The following is a 16,702-nucleotide window of genomic DNA, read 5'->3' as shown; positions in this document are numbered from 1 at the left end:
TGTGACCACTGGCACAACTCCTGGTGGAAGGGATGTTCGAGATGACTCTGCGCGACACCGCTTGGCCCGAGGGCACACCGGCGTGGGTCGACCTGATGGTGGCCGATCCGAAGCGGGCGGCCGAGTTCTACGGTGCGCTGCTCGGCTGGCGGTTCGCGGACCAGGGCGAGGAGTACGGGCACTACACGATCGCGACGCTGGAGGGCAGAGCCGTGGCCGCGGTCGGCCCGTTACCACCCGCGGTGGACGATCAGGGCGCGGCGTGGACGACGTACCTGGCGGTCGCCGACGTCGACAAGACGACCGCGAAGATCAGCGAGGCAGGCGGTCAGGTGCTGCTACCACCAGGCGATGTCGGCGATTCGGGCCGGATGGCGCTAGCGGCCGACCCGACGGGTGCGGCGTTCGGCCTCTGGCAGGCGAAGGGGCACATCGGCGCGAGAATCGCGAACGTGCCGGGCACCCTGGTGTGGAACGAGTGCATGACGCGCGACTTCGATGCGGCGAAAGCCTTCTACGGCCGCGTGTTCAGCTATCGCTTCGACGACCTGTCCGGCGACGGCTTCGTCTACGCGGCGCTGAAGGTGGACGACCGGACGGTCGGCGGACTGGGGCAGCTGCCACCGGAGGTCCCGGCGCGCGTGCCGCCGCACTGGTCCGTCTACTTCGGAGTGACGGACACCGACGAGGCGCTGACGAAGGCGGAGTCCCTGGGCGCCCGGCGGTTGACGGAGCCGCGGGACTCGCCGTACGGGCGGATGGCCCAGGTGCTGGACGACCAAGGAGTGCCGTTCACTCTAATCGCGGTGGAGCCCTGAGCGAAGCGCGGTAGGAGGTTCGGTCAGGGAGGGGATGCCGAGGATTTCGACGAGCTGAGGGGTGGAACTGCACCCGCGGGGGTTGCGCCGTGCTGCGTGAGGGCGCTTCGCGCGAGACGGCGGCGCTGCGGTGGTCGACAACAGGCCGCGCTCGTCGCGCGATCTTGCGGTTCAGGCCGAGCGCACTGTGCGACAGCGCGCGAGGTTCCTCTGCGTCGAGCCGCAGCCTCGTGCTGGGCTGCGCGGCCGCTTCGCGCCGAGCGGCAGCGCTTGGGTGGGCGGGAGGCGTGCCGGGCTGCACCGCCGCGCTTGGGGTGCGCCGTGCCGTGGCGTCGTGCCGCCCCGCCCCGCTGCGCCGCGCTGGGCGGGAGCGCTGCCGGGCGGGTGGACCGTGCCGGGCCGTAGCGCTATACAAAACGGCGGCGCGGTGCTGAGCCGCACGCGCGGCACAGCGCAGCCCTTCGCGGTGCCGCCCTGCGGCTCTGCGGCGCCTGCCGCCGCGCCGACCCGGGCCCCTGCGTCGGCTCGGCGCCGGCCCGCCCTGCGGCTCTGCGGCGCCGCCCGCGGCTCGGCGCCGCCCGCGGCTCGGCGGCGGTCTGCGGCCTGCCGCCGCTGGCCGAAGGGTGTGGCACCCGAGCGCGCCGGGGGTGAGGCGCGCGCCTCCCGCCGCAACCCTCACAGGGCAACGGAAAGCGCGCGCCGCGATCCGTCACTCCACCCAGTCGAAGGTCTTCGTCACCGCCTTCTTCCAGTTGTGGTACTGCGCCTCGCGGTGCTGGGCGTCCATCGACGGGTTCCACTCCTTGTCCTGGGCCCAGTTGTTGCGGATGTCGTCCTCGCTCGCCCAGAAACCCACCGCCAGGCCGGCGGCGTACGCGGCGCCGAGGGCCGTCGTCTCCGCCACCACCGGGCGGATCACCGGGACGTCCAGGATGTCGGCCTGGAACTGCATCAACAGCTCGTTCACCACCATCCCGCCGTCGACCTTCAGCGACTTCAGCGGCACACCCGAGTCCGCGTTCATCGCCTCGATCACCTCGCGCGTCTGGAACGCCGTCGCCTCCAGGACGGCCCGCGCGATGTGCCCCTTGTTCACGTAGCGCGTCAACCCGGCGATCACGCCACGCGCGTCCGACCGCCAGTGCGGCGCGAACAGGCCCGAGAACGCCGGCACGAAGTACGCCCCGCCGTTGTCCTCCACCGTGCGCGCCAGCTCCTCGATCTCGGCAGCGTTGCTGATGATCCCGAGGTTGTCCCGCAGCCACTGCACCAGCGAACCGGTCACCGCGATGGAACCCTCCAGCGCGTAGATCGTGTCGTTCGACCCGATCTTGTAGCAGACCGTCGTGAGGAGGCCGTTCTCCGACATCACCTTCTCCGTGCCCGTGTTCAGCAGCACGAAGTTGCCGGTGCCGTAGGTGTTCTTGGCCTCGCCCGGCGACAGGCACGCCTGCCCGAACGTCGCGGCCTGCTGGTCGCCCAGGATGCCGGCGATCGGCACACCCGACAGCACCCCGCGCGGGCGCACCTTGCCGTACTCCTCGGACGACGAACGGATCTCCGGCAGCATCGACATGGGAATCCCCATGTCCGCTGCGATGTCGGCGTCCCAGCTCAGCGTGTCCAGGTCCATCAGCAGCGTGCGCGACGCGTTCGTCGGGTCCGTCACGTGCACCCCGCCGTCCGGGCCGCCCGTCATGTTCCACACGGTCCAGGTGTCCATGTTGCCGAACACCAGATCACCGGCCTCCGCGCGTTCCCGCGCGCCCTCGACGTTGTCCAGGATCCACTTGACCTTCGGCCCGGAGAAGTACGTCGCCAGCGGCAGACCCGTCTTCGGCCGGTACCGCTCCTGGCCGCCGCCGAGCTCGCCGAGCTGGTCGACGATCCGGTCGGTGCGGGTGTCCTGCCAGACGATCGCGTTGTAGACCGGCTTGCCTGTCTTCCGGTCCCACACCAGCGCCGTCTCGCGCTGGTTCGTGATGCCCACCGCGGCGATGTCCCCGGCCTGCAGGTCGGCCTTGGCGAGCGCGCCCGCGGTGACCGCGCGCGTGTTCTCCCAGATCTCTTCCGCGTTGTGCTCGACCCAGCCGGCCTGCGGGAAGATCTGCTCGTGCTCCCGCTGGTCGACGGCGACCACCCGCCCGGAGTGGTCGAAGATCATCGCCCTGGTGGACGTCGTGCCCTGGTCAATGGCGGCGACATATGAGGCCATGGGACTCCTCCCGTTGATTTGCCTGCCTTTGGGCTATTCGGATCGCTGCACCTACCGCCCGGACCGGGTCTGGTCCGTCTCGGGCAGGACGTCCCCCTCGGCCCGGGTGCCGTCGCCCGCCTCGCTGTCGGCGGAGCCGGGAACGCGGCCGGGCGGCGGCGTCGGCTCGGCACCCGGCGCCGGCCGGACGGCCAGCACGCTGCCGATGAAGAAGTCGTAGACCAGCACACCGACCACCCCGCCGACGAGCGGTCCGACTATCGGAATCCACCAGTACCAGCTGAACCAGTCCCCGTTGCCCGGGAAGGCCGCGTCCCCCCACCCGGCGACGAACGCCAGCAGCCGGGGCCCGAAGTCGCGGGCCGGGTTGATCGCGTACCCGGCGTTCGTCCCGTAGGTGAGGCCGACCGCGACCACGACCAGGCCGACCACGAACGGGGCGAGGTTGGCCGACGGTGGTTGGTTGCGGGCGTCGATGAGCGCCGCGATGATGGCGACGAGGATCGCCGTCCCGACGATCTGGTCGACCAGCGGCCCCCACACCCCGTCGCCGAAGTACTTCGCTGGGAACGTCGCGAAGATCGAGAACGTGCCCACCGAACCGTCCCGGCCCGTGGGCGGGTTCTGCGACGCGAGGAACGCGTCGATCGCGTCGTGGTACACCCCCAGGACCAGTGCCGCGCCGGCGAACGCGCCGACCACCTGGGCCGCCCAGTAGGGCAGGACCTTCGCCCAGGGGAACTGGCGGCGGACGGCCCAGGCCAGGGTCACCGCCGGATTGATGTGGGCCCCACTCACCCCGCCCGCCACGTAGACGGCGAAGACCACCGCGAGGCCCCAGCCCCACGCGATGATCAGCCAGTTGGCGGGCCCGAAGTCGACGCTTTGCCTGCCCGAACCCGGCAGGCCGACCACGGCCACGGCCACGGATCCGCAACCGAGGATGATGAGGATCGCGGTGCCGAGGAACTCCGCCAGTAGTTCACCCGCCGTGGTCTGCCGCATCCTCGTCCAGGGACGGGCTGTCCGGTCGGTCATGACACACCTCCCAATGCGCGAGACGACGTTGTCCCGAACGTCACATGGTGCTCGCCCGTCGACCGAACGACAAGCGCTTGCGCGGTGAGGACGTGCGGAAACGTGTCATGCTGGGTGGGTGCAGCGGACGTTCACGAGGGAGGGGAACCGGAGTGACTGAGGCGAAGCTGGGGCCGGAGGCGAGGGAGGAGACCTGGCGGCGGCTCGGTGCGGAGACGTTCGACCTCGTGGTGATCGGCGGCGGGGTGGTCGGCGCGGGCACCGCGCTTGACGCGGCCACGCGCGGCCTGCGGGTCGCCCTGGTCGAGGCCCGTGACCTGGCGTCCGGCACGTCGAGCCGGTCGAGCAAGCTCTTCCACGGCGGGCTGCGGTACCTCGAACAGCTGGAGTTCGGCCTCGTCCGCGAGGCGCTGCGCGAGCGCGAGCTGATGCTCACCCGCATCGCGCCGCACCTGGTGAAGCCGGTCAGCTTCCTGTACCCGCTGCAGCACCGCGTCTGGGAACGTCCCTACACCGCGGCCGGCCTGTTCCTGTACGACACGATGGGCGGCGCGCGGTCGGTGCCGGGGCAGAAGCACCTCACCCGTGCGGGCGCACTTCGACTGGTCCCCGCGCTCAAACGCGACGCCCTGATCGGGGGAATCAGGTACTACGACTCGCAGGCCGACGACGCCCGCCACACCATGACCGTCGCCCGCACCGCGGCGCACTACGGCGCCGTGGTCCGGACCAGCACGCAGGTCGTCGGTTTCCTGCGGGAGGCCGACCGGGTGTCCGGCGTGCGCGTGCGCGACGTGGAGGACGGGCGCGAGACGGAGGTCCACGCGAACGCGGTCATCAACTGCACCGGGGTCTGGACCGACGAGCTGCAGCGCCTGTCCGGCAGCCGCGGCCGGTTCCGGGTGCGCGCGAGCAAGGGCGTGCACATCGTGGTTCCGCGCGACCGGATCGTGTCGGAGTCCGGGCTGATCCTGCGTACCGAGAAGTCCGTGTTGTTCGTGATCCCGTGGCGCAACCACTGGATCGTCGGCACGACCGACACCGACTGGCACCTCGACCTGGCGCACCCCGCGGCCACGAAAAACGACATCGACTACATCCTCGAGCACGTCAACTCGGTGCTCGCGACGCCGCTGACGCACGACGACATCGAGGGCGTCTACGCCGGACTGCGGCCGCTGCTGGCCGGGGAGAGCGAGGAGACGTCGAAGCTGTCCCGCGAGCACGCGGTGGCGCGCGTGGCGCCCGGGCTGGTCGCGATCGCGGGCGGCAAGTACACGACGTACCGGGTGATGGCAGCGGACGCGGTCGACGCCGCGGCGCCCGACCTGCCCGGCCGGCTGCAGCCGTCCATCACCGACAAGGTGCCGCTGCTCGGCGCCGACGGCTACCACGCGCTGGTCAACCAGGCCGACCACCTCGCCGCGCAGCACGGCCTGCACCCGTACCGGGTCCGGCACCTGCTCGACCGGTACGGCTCGCTCGTGCACGAGGTGCTGGCGCTGGGCGACGGCAAGCCGGAGCTGCTGCGGCCGATCGAGCATGCCCCGGACTACCTCGGGGTCGAGGCGGTGTACGCGGCCAGCCACGAGGGCGCGCTGCACCTGGAGGACGTCCTCGCGCGGCGCACTCGCATCTCGATCGAGTACCCGCACCGCGGCGTGGACTGCGCCGAGGGGGTGGCTCGGATGGTCGCCGACGTGCTGGGCTGGTCCGAGGAGACGGTGCGGCGCGAGGTCGAGGTGTACACCGCGAGGGTGGCCGCGGAGCGGGACTCGCAGACGCAGCCGAGCGACGAGGCAGCCGACAAGCGGCGGTCGAGCGCGCCGGAGGCGCGGGCCCTGTTGACCGCGCCGGTGGGGTGAGCTTTCGCGGCTGAGGTGCACCGCTGGGGCGACTGCCGCCGAGCCCCGGCCCGTCGCGGCTGGGCTGGCGGTGCGGCTGAGCGGTGGGGCGCGGATGACGAGCATGGCCGGGCGTTGGGGCTACGGCTTGCTGTGGGAGGCCCGGGCGCCGCTGGTTGGTGGGAGTCGGTGGTCGTGCCGCGAGTGCGGCGGGTGAGTGCGGGCGTGTGGCCGCGGGCAGGTTGGCGGCTGTGGTTCGCGGCCTCGTCGTGATGGGGCTGGTGGCTGGTTGGTGGGGGTTCGTGGTCGTGCTGCGAGCGCGGCGGGTGAGTGCGGGCGTGTGCCCCCCCGGGCAGGTTGGCGGCTGTGCTTCGCGGCCTCGCCGCGACGGGGGCTGGTGGCTGCTTGGTGGGGGTGGGCGCGCGGCATGCGTGGCGTGTGCGTGCGGTCAGGTCGGTTGGGTGCGCTGGGGGCTGTGGCTCGCGGCCTCGCCGTGATGGGGGTTGCCGGCCGCTTGGTGGCAGGCTCGCGATCGCGCGAGAGGCGCGGCGGGCGGTGGCCCGCGTGGCCTTGCCGCGAACGGGCCGAGTAGGGGCGCTTGGTGGCGGGCGCGCGATGGCTGCGGGCCGCGGGCAGGGCGGCTGCGGCGGTAGCTCGTGGCGCGGCCCCGAGAAGGGCCGCGGCCTGATCGTTGCCGGGGCTTGCCCGCCGCTTTCTGGAAGGCGTGCGGGCGTGCACTGCGAAGTCGCGGGGCGGCGGGGCGCGAGCGTGCCGAGGCCCGGGGCCGTGGCCGCGGCCTGTCGCGGGGTGGGTGCCTGCCGCGGCGCAGCCTGAGCGGGCCGCGGCCTGCTGCGAGCGGGCTTGCCCGCCGCGTGCGACAGGCGTGTGGGGCGCGCTGTGCCTGCGCGGCGGTGACCTGCGTCGCGGGGTGGGGGTCTGCCGCGTCGCAGGACGAGCGGGCCGCGGCCTGCCGCGAGCGGGGCTTGCCCGCCGCGTGCGACAGGCGTGTGGGGCGCGCTGTGGCTGCACGGCGGTAACCTGCGTCGCGGGGTGGGGGCCTGCCGCGTCGCAGCTCGTGCGGGCCGCGGCCTGCCGTGAGCGGGGCTTGCCCGCCGCGTGCGGCAGGCGTGCGGGGCGCGCTGTGCCTGCGCGGCCGTAACCCGCGTCGCGGATCGAGCGGGCGCGAACGAGAGGTCTGTCAGGCTTCGCCGGCGAGGTTGGCTGCTGCGAAGCTTCCGGTTCCCGTCGCGCGCTCGTGCAGGACCACCGTGTCGCCGGCGAGCAGGGCTTTGCACGTCAGCCGGTTGCCGATCGGGTGCGACAGGGGCGCTATCAACAGCACCCGCTGCGGTCCGTCGGCGTTCGGCTTCGTCGTGCGGGCCATCTCCTCGTACACGTCCCGGTAGCAGACCAGGTTCGTGCCGTCGCCGGAGAACATCGTCTCGATCGAGCGCGGCAGCGGGGTCTCCTCGTCCCGCCGCGTGGCTCGCGCGTCGCGGGACGTCACCAGCGGGCCTGCCGGGTCAGTGGTCAGCACGTGGTCGACCTCGAGCAGCTCCAGCAAATCGGAACGACCCTCGTCGATGTGCACCACGCGAGCCCCGAGCAACTGGGAGGCGAACTGCAGGAGAATTGTTTCCGGCGCGTTTCCGCCGGTAATTGCGACCAGCTGCCCGGGGACGATCCCCTCGGATTTCAAAGTCGCATGCAGCCGCCGTAATGTGTCAAAGGTCTCCCGATACGTCATCGACCGGCCACGATGGGCGAAAGCGATCTGGTCGCCGCCATCTAACAGCACGTCGAGGATGCGGGTCAGAAAGACGCTGGACTCGCCCACGTTCCCCCCGTTCAGCGCTGAATCGGAATCTGAATCCAGATCACCACAACCCGCGACGGCGCGCGAGGAATTGTGTCAGCGAGCACAAGAGGACTGGGCCACATCCGGCTACGGACGCCGGACCGCCAGCCCGAGCGCGCCCGCCGCGAACCGGGCGACGGCGGCCACGGCGTCCCGCTCGGCCACCTCGTCGTCCGGAGAGGTCCAGACCTCGATGGTGCCGTCGGTGCCGAGCACGACCTCGCCCAGCATCGCGCCGGTGCGCGGCTCCGCGATCACCCACGCGTAGCTCTCGTCCCGCGCCCACTCGCGCGCCCGCCGCGCGACGTACTGACTCGGCGCGGTCACCCCGGCCGCCGTCAGCGCAGGGCGGTCGTCCAGCTGGTCGTCGGACCGCAGCTGCCGCAGGTAGTACCGGCCCGCGTTGATCTCCACCGGCTCCATCAGCGCCGCCAGCTCAGCACGACCGCCATCACCACCGGCACCAGCAGCACCACCCACATGCCGCGGGTCAGCACGAACGCCGCCACCGCCGCGATCACCAGCAGCGGAAGCAGCCCGAGCCCGACCTTCCGCGCGGGCGGCCGGGCGGGCACAGGCCGGTCGAGCACCCGTGGCCGGGGCGCCGGCAGGTCGGCGAACAGCGGCACCAGGTCCGACCGGGTCCGGGCCGCGGCGACCTGCGCCGAGCGCCGCCCGAACTCGTCGATGTCCAGCCTGCCGGTGCGGACGTGCTCGGACAGGGCGTCCATGGCCTCCGTGCGCTCGGCGTCGGACAGCCGCAGGTCCGGCTCGTCGCTCACCGGCGCCGGTCCCGCCGGTCGTAGGCGCCGTGCCGGTCCCGCTCCCAGTCCTTGCCCCAGAACGCGCTGGCCGCCGCGGTGAACACGAACGGCAGGGCGATCCACCACCAGACACCGGTGACGATCGACAACGAGACCGCCGCGACCCACAGGAACGGCACCGCGGCCGCCGCCACCCGTTGCGACGTCGGGCGCTCGGTCCACTGCGGCGGCCGGTCCGGCTTCTTCTCCACCGCCTTCGCCTGCCGCGGCTGCTCGAACACCGGGTGCGGCTCGGGCAGGTCCGCGAACAGCTCGGCGAGGTCCCGCCGCGTGCGGGCGGCGGTGACCTTCGCCGAACGGTCGCCGTACTCGTCGAGGTCCAGGCGCCCGGCGCTCAGGTGCTCGCCGAGAGCCTTCAGCGCGGACTCCCGGTCGTTGTCGCCGATGCGCAGATCGGGCGAGGGAACCTCGGTCACCCCGTCAGATTAGTCCTTGATTTCGAGCAGGGAAGCGCCTTGCGTGACAGCGGCGCCGACCTCGACGGAAAGTCCGGTCACGGTGCCCGACTTGTGGGCGGTGACCGGGTTCTCCATCTTCATCGCCTCGAGCACCACGAGCAGCTCGCCCGCCTCGACCTGCTGGCCGTCCTCGACCGCGACCTTGACGATGGTGCCCTGCATCGGCGCGGCCACGGTGTCACCGCTCGCCGCGGCCTTCGTGCCACCGCCCCGCTTGCGCGGCTTGGCCTTCGCGGCGCCGCCGCCCTTGCCGCCGCCGCTCGCCAGCGCGAGGTCACCGGGCAGGGACACCTCCAGGCGACGCCCGCCGACCTCGACGACCACCGTCTGACGCGGCTCGGCGTCCTCCTCGGCCTCCGCGGCCGCGGTGAACGGCTCGATCTGGTTGTCGAACTCGGTTTCGATCCAGCGGGTGTGCACCGAGAAGCCGTCCTCGTCGCCGACGAACGCCGGGTCGCGCACGATGACGCGGTGGAACGGCAGGACCGTCGCCATGCCCTCGACGACCATCTCGTCCAGCGCGCGGCGGCTGCGCTCCAGCGCGTTCTGCCGGTCGGTGCCGGTGACGATGACCTTGGCCAGCATCGAGTCGAACTGACCGCCGATCACGCTGCCGGTGACCACGCCGGAGTCGACGCGCACGCCGGGACCCTCGGGGAAGACCAGCTTGGTGACGGTGCCCGGCGCGGGCAGGAAGTTGCGCCCGGCGTCCTCGCCGTTGATGCGGAACTCGATGGAGTGGCCGCGCGGCTCGGGGTCTTCGGTGAACCGCAGCTTCTCGCCCTGCGCGATGCGGAACATCTCGCGCACCAGGTCGACGCCCGCGGTCTCCTCGGACACCGGGTGCTCGACCTGCAGGCGGGTGTTGACCTCCAGGAACGAGATCGTCCCGTCCAGGCCGACCAGGTACTCGACCGTGCCGGCGCCGGAGTAGCCGGCCTCCTTGCAGATCGCCTTGGCCGACTCGTGGATCGTGCGGCGCTGCTCGTCGGTGAGGAACGGCGCGGGCGCCTCCTCGACCAGCTTCTGGTGGCGGCGCTGCAGCGAGCAGTCCCGGGTGCCGACGACCACCACGTTGCCGTGCAGGTCGGCCAGCACCTGCGCCTCGACGTGGCGCGGCTTGTCGAGGTAGCGCTCGACGAAGCACTCGCCCCGGCCGAACGCGGCGACCGCCTCGCGGGTGGCCGACTCGAACAGCTCGGGGATCTCCTCCTTGGTGCGCGCGACCTTCAGGCCGCGGCCGCCACCACCGAAGGCCGCCTTGATCGCGACGGGCAGGCCGTGCTCGTCGGCGAAGGCGATGATCTCCTCGGCGCCTCCCACCGGGTCCTTGGTGCCCGGGACCAGCGGGGCACCGGCCTTGAGCGCGATGTGCCGCGCGGTGACCTTGTCGCCGAGGTCGCGGATCGCCTGCGGGCTCGGCCCGATCCAGGTGAGGCCCGCGTCGATGACCGCCTGCGCGAAGTCGGCGTTCTCGGAGAGGAAGCCGTAGCCGGGGTGGACGGAGTCGGCGCCGGAGCGCTTGGCCACGTCGATGAGCTTGTCGATGACGAGGTAGCTCTCCGCGGCCGTGGTGCCGCCGAGGGCGAACGCCTCGTCGGCGAGCTGGACGTGCGGCGCGTCCCGGTCGGGCTCGGCGTACACCGCGACACTCGCGAGCCCGGCGTCCTTGGCCGCTCTGATGACGCGGACCGCGATTTCACCCCGGTTGGCGACGAGGATCTTCGTCACCGGTCCGCCCTGGGTCGCGCTGGCCTGCTCGGGCACGCCCTTACCTCCATCTGGTCCTTCACGCAATCCCCCCGGAGCGTCGCGCGGCGCTTCCGCGGGCCTTTCCCGGAGTTTACGGTGGAGTAGTCGTGCTGCGGTGAGACCCGGCTCACGCTTACCCTGAAGGGGAAAGGGGTGGGCACGTGGGCAGGGGACGCGCGCCTCGATCGGTTGTCGTGACCGCGGTCGTGGCAGCCGTCGTGGCGTTGTCGGCGCTGGTCACCGTGCGGTTGCTGCGCGAGGACGGGGCGAGTGCGCAGGCGCCGGTCGGAGGCGCCGGGAGCACCGCGGTGACAGCGGGCGCGGACTGCGGCGAGGGCCCCTGCCAGGTGGTGGCGCGGGCGACCGTGGACGGCAAACCGGTCGAGCTGCTCGCCGATTCCCAGGGCGGCAACGGGCGATTTCAGGCGGGCGCGAACGCGATCGAGGTGACAGTGACCGCGCTGGGCGGGCGGCTGGACGCGAACTCGTTGTCCTGCGTGAGCGGCGCGGTGTCGGCCTGCCTGGTGCACGCGCGGCAGGAAGGCGCTTCGATCGCGCAACTGCTCGTCGACCGCGCCGGGACCTGGCGCTCGGTGGACAAGCCCTACTACTCCAGCGGCGGGGTCGTGCGCCTGGACGACGTCACCGGCGACACCGCGCCCGAGGTGGTGGTCGTGCAGACGTCGCCGGTGCTGGCGCGGGTGTTCGCGCTCGACGGCAGCGCACTGGGCTGCACCCGGCGCTACACCTCGGTCAGCCAACTGCGTGGCTGGCCCGAGGTGCAGCTCAACCCGGGCGACCTGCGCGCCTGCGGCTAGGGCGTGTCTGACAAAGATCGCGGTTGGTGGCTGGGATGCTGCTGGTCGTGTCGCGGTTTCGGATGCTCTCGGATGAGCAGTGGGTGTTGATCGAGGATTTGTTGCCGGCGCGGACGGGGAGGCCGGGGCGTCCGTTTTCGGATGCGCGGGCGATGGTGGAGGGGATCATCTACCGGTACCGCTGTGGGCTGGCGTGGCGGGATGTGCCGGGAGTGTTCGGGCCGTGGCAGACGATCTGGACCTGGCACCGGCGGCTGGCCCGGGAAGGCATCTGGGATGTGGTGCTGCAGCGGCTCCAGGCCTTCGCGGACGCGGCTGGGTTGATCGACTGGTCGGTCTCGGTCGACTCCAGCATCGTGCGGGCGCATCAGCACGCCACGACCATCACCCGCCACACAGGGGGCTGGATCGAACTACACGAAACCCGGGATCGAGCCGCCTGACCACGCCATCGGCCGCTCCCGCGGCGGCTGGACTACCAAGATTCACCGTGTCGTCGACGGGAACGGGCGGGGACTGGTCACCCTGCTGACACCAGGCCAGGCCGGGGACTCACCGATGTTCGAACCGCTGATGGCCCACCTGCAGGTGCCCCGCTTGGGCGGCGGGCGAGCACGGACCCGCCCCAACCGGGTGCGCGCAGACAAGGCCTACTCCTCCCGCGCCATCCGCAACCACCTACGCAGGCGGGGAATCCAGGCGGTCATCCCCGAACCGGCCGACCAAGCAGGACACCGCAAACGCCGCGGTTCCCGCGGCGGACGACCACCCGCCTTCAACGAGGTCGACTACCGCGGACGCAACGTCATCGAACGCAGCTTCAACCAGCTCAAACAATGGCGCGGCATCGCCACCCGCTACGACAAGTTGGCCACGCTCTACCGCGCCGCCATCCTCATCCACGACGTCATCACCTGGACAAAGACATTGTCAGACACGGTCTAGGCGTGCGCCGGCTGCGGGGCGTCGAGCAGGGGCGCCGCCGTGGGGGAGTTCAGGACCTCGTCGTCGAGGAGGCCCTCCGTGCGCGCGATCCACGTCGGGATCGCGATCTGGCCCGCCACGTTCGTCGCCGTGCGCATCATGTCCAGGATCGGGTCGATGCCGTAGATCACGGCGATCCCGGTGGCGATCACCTCGGGCGGCAGGTTCAGCGTGCTCAGCGTCAGCGTGAGCATCGTGAACCAGCCGGTCACCCCGGCGGTGGCGATCGCGCCGAACACCGCGACCACGACGATCAGCAGGTAGTCGCCGAAGGACAGCGAGATGCCGAACAGGTTCGCGATGAAGATCGTCGCCACCGCGGGGTAAACCGCGGCGCAACCGTCCATTTTGGTCGTCGTGCCGAGCGGGACCGCGAAGCTCGCGTAGCCGGGGTCGACGCCCAGGTTCACCGCGGTCTGGCGGCTCAGCGGCAGCGTCGCGCCGGACGAGCGGGACACGAACGCGAACTGCAGCGCCGTCCACGACTTGCGGAAGAACACCGCCGGGCTCACCTTGCCGACGAACCGCAGCAGCAGCGGGTACACGCCGAACAGCACCAGCAGCGTGCCCGCGTAGACGGCGACGATCAGCGACAGCAGCGGCCGCACGAACTGGTCGCCGTAGGTGGCGAACGCGTTGCCGATCAGGCCGAGCACACCCAGCGGCGCGAGGCGGATGATCCAGCCCAGCACCTTCTGCACGATGTCGAACACCGCGCGGTTGAAGTTCACGAACGGCTCGGCGCGGTCGCCCAGCGCGTACGCGGCGAGGCCGACGGCCAGCGACACGAGCACGACCTGGAGGATCTCGCCGTCGGCGAAGGCCTCGAACAGGTTGCTCGGCACCAGGTTGTTGATCAGGTCAAGCCACGAGCCCTGGTCGCGCGAGGCGAGCTTCTCCACGGTCGATGGCTGGGGCTGCAGCGAGACGCCGCTGCCCGGGTTCACGATCTTGCCGATGACGATGCCGATGAGCACCGCGATCAGCGAGGTCGTCGCGAACCACAGCACCGTCTTGCCGCCGAGCCGGGCCGCGGTGCGGGCGCCGCCGAGGCCGCGCAGGCTCACGATGCCCAGCACGATGGCGGTGAAGACCAGCGGCAGGACGGTGACCTGCAGCAGGTTCGTGAAGATCGACCCGATCGTGTCGAGGGTCGTGACGAGCCAGTCCTGGCCGGTCTGCTTCGCGAGGACGCCGAGCAGGGCGCCCACGACGAGGGCGACGACCACGATCAGGCCGAAGACCTTGGGTTTTGTGTAGGTCCGTAACAGGGACACGAGTTCGCTCCGGGGCGTGAAAGTCACTGGTTGTGCCGCGTGTGGTCAACACGTGGCGTCACCGGACTCTTCCCCATGCCCCCTTCGTGTGGGGGAGTTCTCAGGATGTGGGAGACCAGAGGTCGGTCACGCTGACCCCGACCTCCGCGAGCAGCCGCCGGGTCAGCGGCAGGCTGATCCCGATCACGCTGGACGGGTCGCCGTCGATGCCCTCCACGAACCACCCGCCGAGCCCGTCGAGCGTGAACGCCCCGGCCACTCGCAGCGGCTCGCCGGTGCCGACGTAGGCGTCGATCTCGGCCTCGGACGGCGACGCGAACCGCACCCGCGTGGTCTGGGTGCCGACGGCCTGCTCGACCTTCTCGCCGCCCTTGACCAGCAGCACCGCGTGGCCGGTCAGCAGGTCGCCGGTGCCGCCCGCCATCTGGGCCCAGCGCTTGCGCGCGGTCTCCGCGTCGCCCGGCTTGCCGAGCATCTCGCCGTTGAACGAGAGCATCGAGTCGCAGCCGACGACCACCGCGTCCGCGTGCGTGCGGGCGACCTCGGCCAGCACGGCCTCGGCCTTCGCGAGCGCGAGGGCGGTGACGAGCTCTTCGCGCGACGGGTCGGTCAGGGCCGCGGCCACGGCGTCCTCGTCGACGCCGGAGACCACGACACTCGGTTCGATGCCCGCGGCGCGGAGCACCGCCAGGCGCGCGGGGGACTGTGAGGCCAGAACGAAGTGCACGTCGGGAGGGTATCCGTCAGGCTCGCGTGGCGGCTGGGGCGGGCGCGGGCCGCGGAGCCGGGCGGCGCATGGCGGCCGCCGCGATGATCCCCAGCAACAGCACGGCCACCGGCAGCAGCAACGTCTCGCGCGCCGCGTCCGTCAGCGCTTGCGGGGAGTTCCCGCCGCTGCTCGCCAGGCCCGCGCTGATCCGGGCCTGCAGCAGCACGCCGCAGGCCGCGCTGCCGAGCACGCCGCCGACCTGACGGGCCGTGTTGAAGATGCCCGACGCGGTGCCTGCCAGCCGCGGCTCGACCGAGCTCATCGTCACGTTGCTCATCGGCGCGAACACCGAGCCGATGCCCACCCCGCACAGCAGTAGGCCGGGGAAGGTCACCCACCAGGTGCTCGTCTCGCGCGCCATCAACGCGATCAGCCCCAGGCCGGCGACGAGCGCGACGATCCCGAAAAACACCAGGTACTTCGGGTTCGTCCGGTCCGACAGGCGGCCGATGAACGGCGCGATGATCCCGGACAGCAGCGACATCGGCGCCGTGACCAGCCCGGCCTCGGTGGGGGAGAGCAGCAGCACGTCCTGCACGTAGATCACCAGCGGCAGGAACATCGCGGTCATCGAGAAGCCGATCGTGACGGCCGTCAGCGTGCCCGCGGAGAAGTTGCGGTTGGCGAACACCCGCAGCGGCAGCAGCGGCTCCCGGCGGTTGTAGCGCTGCCACACCACGAACCCGGCCAGCAGCAGCACCCCGGCGGCGATCACCTCGGCCACGTTGACCGGGCCGGCGACCGTGCCCCAGTCGTAGTGCTGCCCGTTCTGCAGCCCGAAGACCAGCAGCGACAGCCCGGCGACCGACAGCACGATGCCGGGCAGGTCGAACGAGTGCGAGTTGCGCGGCTGCCAGTCCGGCACCAGCAGCGCCGCGAGCACCAGGCCCACCACGCCGACGGGCACGTTGACGAAGAAGATCCACTCCCAGCCCAGCTGGTCGACCAGCACGCCGCCGAGCAGCGGCCCGGCGATCGTGGCCAGGCCGGCCACCCCGCCCCACATGCCCATCGCCGGGCCGCGCTTGGCGGGCGGGAACAGGTGCGTGATGAACGCCAGCGTCTGCGGCGTCATCAGCGCGGCGCCCAGCCCCTGCACGGCGCGCGCCGCGATCAGCATCTCGGCGGTGCCGGACAGGCCGCACCACAGCGACGCGAGCGTGAACACCGCGAGCCCGGCCAGGTACAGGCGCTTCGGACCGAAACGGTCGCCGAGCCTGCTGGTGAACAGCATCGGCACGGCGTAGGTGAGCAGGTAGACGCTCATGACCCAGACGATGGCGTTGAGGTCGGTGTTCAGGCCCTTCACCATCGAGGGGATCGCGATGGACACGATCGTGGTGTCCAACAGGATCATGAAGAACCCGATGCACAGCGCGATCAACGCCGCCCACGGGTTAGCTCGCTCGGTCATCGGATCTGTCCTCAGTGGATTCGGCAGGGACCGCGTGGAGGCGGTCCGGGTGGCAGTCGCCCGTCCAGTCGAGACGGCCGCTGGTGATGTCGTCCACCAGCTGCCGGGTCCACTCCAGTTCGAAGCGAACCTGCGCGGTCGTGTAGCGCCAGTCGACCCAGTGGATCGCGGGCACCTCGTCGACCAGCCTGCGCGTGATGACCTCCTGCGCCGCGGCCTTCGCCTCCAGGTGCAGCAGGCGCATCTGCAACTGCTCCAACGCGGCTTCGCGGCCGAGGTCGTCCATCGCGCCGAGGCCGCTGAGGAACTCGGGGTGCTCGTTGGCGATCGTGCCGAGCATCGTCTTGGCGCGGTCGACGAACGCGTCCCGGCCCTGTTCGGTCAGCGCGTAGACGGTGCGCTCCGGGCGACGGCCGGCGCGCTGGGTCTCGACGATCTTGATGTGTCCGGCGGCCAGCAGGCGGTCGACCGTGTGGTACAGCGAGCCCGCCTTCACCGCGACCCGGTTGTCCAGGTGGCGGTCGCGCATCAGCTGGGTCATTTCGTACGGGTGCATCGGCCGCTCGTGCAGCAGTTCCAGTACGGCCATCGCCATCGGAGTCAGTTTCGGGGAAGCCATGATCGCTCCAGACC

Annotated in this window: 14 protein-coding genes and 1 pseudogene; 4 read left to right on the top strand and 11 right to left on the bottom strand. The window is 71.4% G+C overall.

Annotation, left to right across the window (positions count from 1 at the left end; all coding sequences use genetic code 11):
* The first annotated feature begins 41 nt into the window (after positions 1-41).
* Entirely contained in the window at positions 42-818 is a 777-nt protein-coding gene (locus AMYTH_RS0124280; RefSeq protein ID WP_027932485.1) for a VOC family protein, read from the top strand.
* A gap of 709 nt (positions 819-1,527) precedes the next feature.
* On the opposite strand, the gene glpK is transcribed toward AMYTH_RS0124280, so the two are convergent.
* Positions 1,528-3,033 carry a glycerol kinase GlpK gene (gene glpK, locus AMYTH_RS0124275; protein ID WP_027932484.1) on the bottom strand — a complete coding sequence of 502 codons (1,506 nt, stop codon included), beginning with the start codon at positions 3,031-3,033 and terminating at the stop codon, positions 1,528-1,530.
* A gap of 51 nt (positions 3,034-3,084) precedes the next feature.
* Entirely contained in the window at positions 3,085-4,071 is a 987-nt protein-coding gene (locus AMYTH_RS45660) for an MIP/aquaporin family protein (RefSeq protein WP_051362810.1), read from the bottom strand.
* 152 nt (positions 4,072-4,223) lie between these two features.
* On the opposite strand from AMYTH_RS45660, the gene AMYTH_RS0124265 reads away from it, so the two are divergent.
* The gene (locus AMYTH_RS0124265) at positions 4,224-5,936 is read left to right on the top strand and encodes a glycerol-3-phosphate dehydrogenase/oxidase (protein ID WP_027932483.1); all 1,713 of its coding nucleotides are present in this window, start codon (positions 4,224-4,226) and stop codon (positions 5,934-5,936) included.
* Between the two features lie 1,177 nt (positions 5,937-7,113).
* Here AMYTH_RS0124265 and AMYTH_RS0124260 read toward each other — a convergent pair.
* The 5 genes from AMYTH_RS0124260 to AMYTH_RS0124240 all read right to left on the bottom strand — a co-directional run bounded on the left by AMYTH_RS0124260 (position 7,114) and on the right by AMYTH_RS0124240 (position 10,822).
* Positions 7,114-7,752 (bottom strand): AMP-binding protein, encoded by a 639-nt coding sequence (locus tag AMYTH_RS0124260; RefSeq protein ID WP_228684942.1) that lies wholly within the window; start codon positions 7,750-7,752, stop codon positions 7,114-7,116.
* Between the two features lie 108 nt (positions 7,753-7,860).
* Positions 7,861-8,196 carry a hypothetical protein gene (locus AMYTH_RS0124255; protein WP_027932481.1) on the bottom strand — a complete coding sequence of 112 codons (336 nt, stop codon included), beginning with the start codon at positions 8,194-8,196 and terminating at the stop codon, positions 7,861-7,863.
* On the bottom strand, positions 8,196-8,555 hold the full coding sequence (locus AMYTH_RS0124250) for a DUF1707 SHOCT-like domain-containing protein (RefSeq protein WP_084022667.1): 360 nt from the start codon (positions 8,553-8,555) through the stop codon (positions 8,196-8,198). The genes AMYTH_RS0124255 and AMYTH_RS0124250 overlap by 1 nt, the downstream gene beginning before the upstream one ends.
* Positions 8,552-9,013: a DUF1707 SHOCT-like domain-containing protein gene (locus tag AMYTH_RS50940; protein ID WP_027932479.1), complete on the bottom strand. Its 462-nt coding sequence runs from the start codon at positions 9,011-9,013 to the stop codon at positions 8,552-8,554. Before AMYTH_RS50940 ends, AMYTH_RS0124250 begins: the two co-directional genes overlap by 4 nt.
* Before the next feature lie 9 nt (positions 9,014-9,022).
* Complete coding sequence (locus tag AMYTH_RS0124240; RefSeq protein WP_027932478.1) at positions 9,023-10,822, bottom strand: acetyl/propionyl/methylcrotonyl-CoA carboxylase subunit alpha; 1,800 nt, start codon at positions 10,820-10,822, stop codon at positions 9,023-9,025.
* 179 nt (positions 10,823-11,001) lie between these two features.
* Here AMYTH_RS0124240 and AMYTH_RS0124235 point away from each other — a divergent pair, with 179 nt between their 5' ends.
* Both AMYTH_RS0124235 and AMYTH_RS48085 read left to right on the top strand, forming a co-directional pair.
* Complete coding sequence (locus AMYTH_RS0124235) at positions 11,002-11,625, top strand: hypothetical protein (RefSeq protein WP_051362809.1); 624 nt, start codon at positions 11,002-11,004, stop codon at positions 11,623-11,625.
* A gap of 23 nt (positions 11,626-11,648) precedes the next feature.
* Positions 11,649-12,570, top strand: a pseudogene (locus AMYTH_RS48085) (IS5 family transposase).
* On the opposite strand, the gene AMYTH_RS0124220 reads toward AMYTH_RS48085, so the two are convergent.
* The 4 genes from AMYTH_RS0124220 to AMYTH_RS0124205 form a co-directional block, all read right to left on the bottom strand.
* A complete protein-coding gene (locus AMYTH_RS0124220) occupies positions 12,567-13,886 on the bottom strand; it encodes a dicarboxylate/amino acid:cation symporter (RefSeq protein WP_027932476.1) in 1,320 nt (439 codons plus the stop codon). The pseudogene AMYTH_RS48085 and the gene AMYTH_RS0124220 overlap by 4 nt on opposite strands.
* Positions 13,887-13,986: 100 nt before the next feature.
* Entirely contained in the window at positions 13,987-14,613 is a 627-nt protein-coding gene (locus AMYTH_RS0124215; RefSeq protein ID WP_027932475.1) for a Maf family protein, read from the bottom strand.
* A gap of 16 nt (positions 14,614-14,629) precedes the next feature.
* Complete coding sequence (locus AMYTH_RS0124210; RefSeq protein ID WP_084022666.1) at positions 14,630-16,069, bottom strand: MFS transporter; 1,440 nt, start codon at positions 16,067-16,069, stop codon at positions 14,630-14,632.
* On the bottom strand, positions 16,053-16,688 hold the full coding sequence (locus tag AMYTH_RS0124205) for a PadR family transcriptional regulator (RefSeq protein WP_027932473.1): 636 nt from the start codon (positions 16,686-16,688) through the stop codon (positions 16,053-16,055). Before AMYTH_RS0124205 ends, AMYTH_RS0124210 begins: the two co-directional genes overlap by 17 nt.
* Positions 16,689-16,702 lie beyond the last annotated feature (14 nt).

Source organism: Amycolatopsis thermoflava N1165, from assembly GCF_000473265.1.
In the GTDB taxonomy this organism is placed as follows: domain Bacteria; phylum Actinomycetota; class Actinomycetes; order Mycobacteriales; family Pseudonocardiaceae; genus Amycolatopsis_E; species Amycolatopsis_E thermoflava.
Note: the sequence above shows the minus strand (reverse complement) of the source record. Positions and strands in the feature narration are given on the sequence as shown.

Coding starts and splice junctions, on each gene's coding strand:
- glpK (WP_027932484.1), bottom strand. CDS start 3,033: ATGGCCTCATATGTCGCCGCCATTGACCAGGGCACGACGTCCACCAGG.
- AMYTH_RS0124280 (WP_027932485.1), top strand. CDS start 42: ATGACTCTGCGCGACACCGCTTGGCCCGAGGGCACACCGGCGTGGGTC.
- AMYTH_RS0124205 (WP_027932473.1), bottom strand. CDS start 16,688: ATGGCTTCCCCGAAACTGACTCCGATGGCGATGGCCGTACTGGAACTG.
- AMYTH_RS0124255 (WP_027932481.1), bottom strand. CDS start 8,196: ATGGAGCCGGTGGAGATCAACGCGGGCCGGTACTACCTGCGGCAGCTG.
- AMYTH_RS45660 (WP_051362810.1), bottom strand. CDS start 4,071: ATGACCGACCGGACAGCCCGTCCCTGGACGAGGATGCGGCAGACCACG.
- AMYTH_RS0124210 (WP_084022666.1), bottom strand. CDS start 16,069: ATGACCGAGCGAGCTAACCCGTGGGCGGCGTTGATCGCGCTGTGCATC.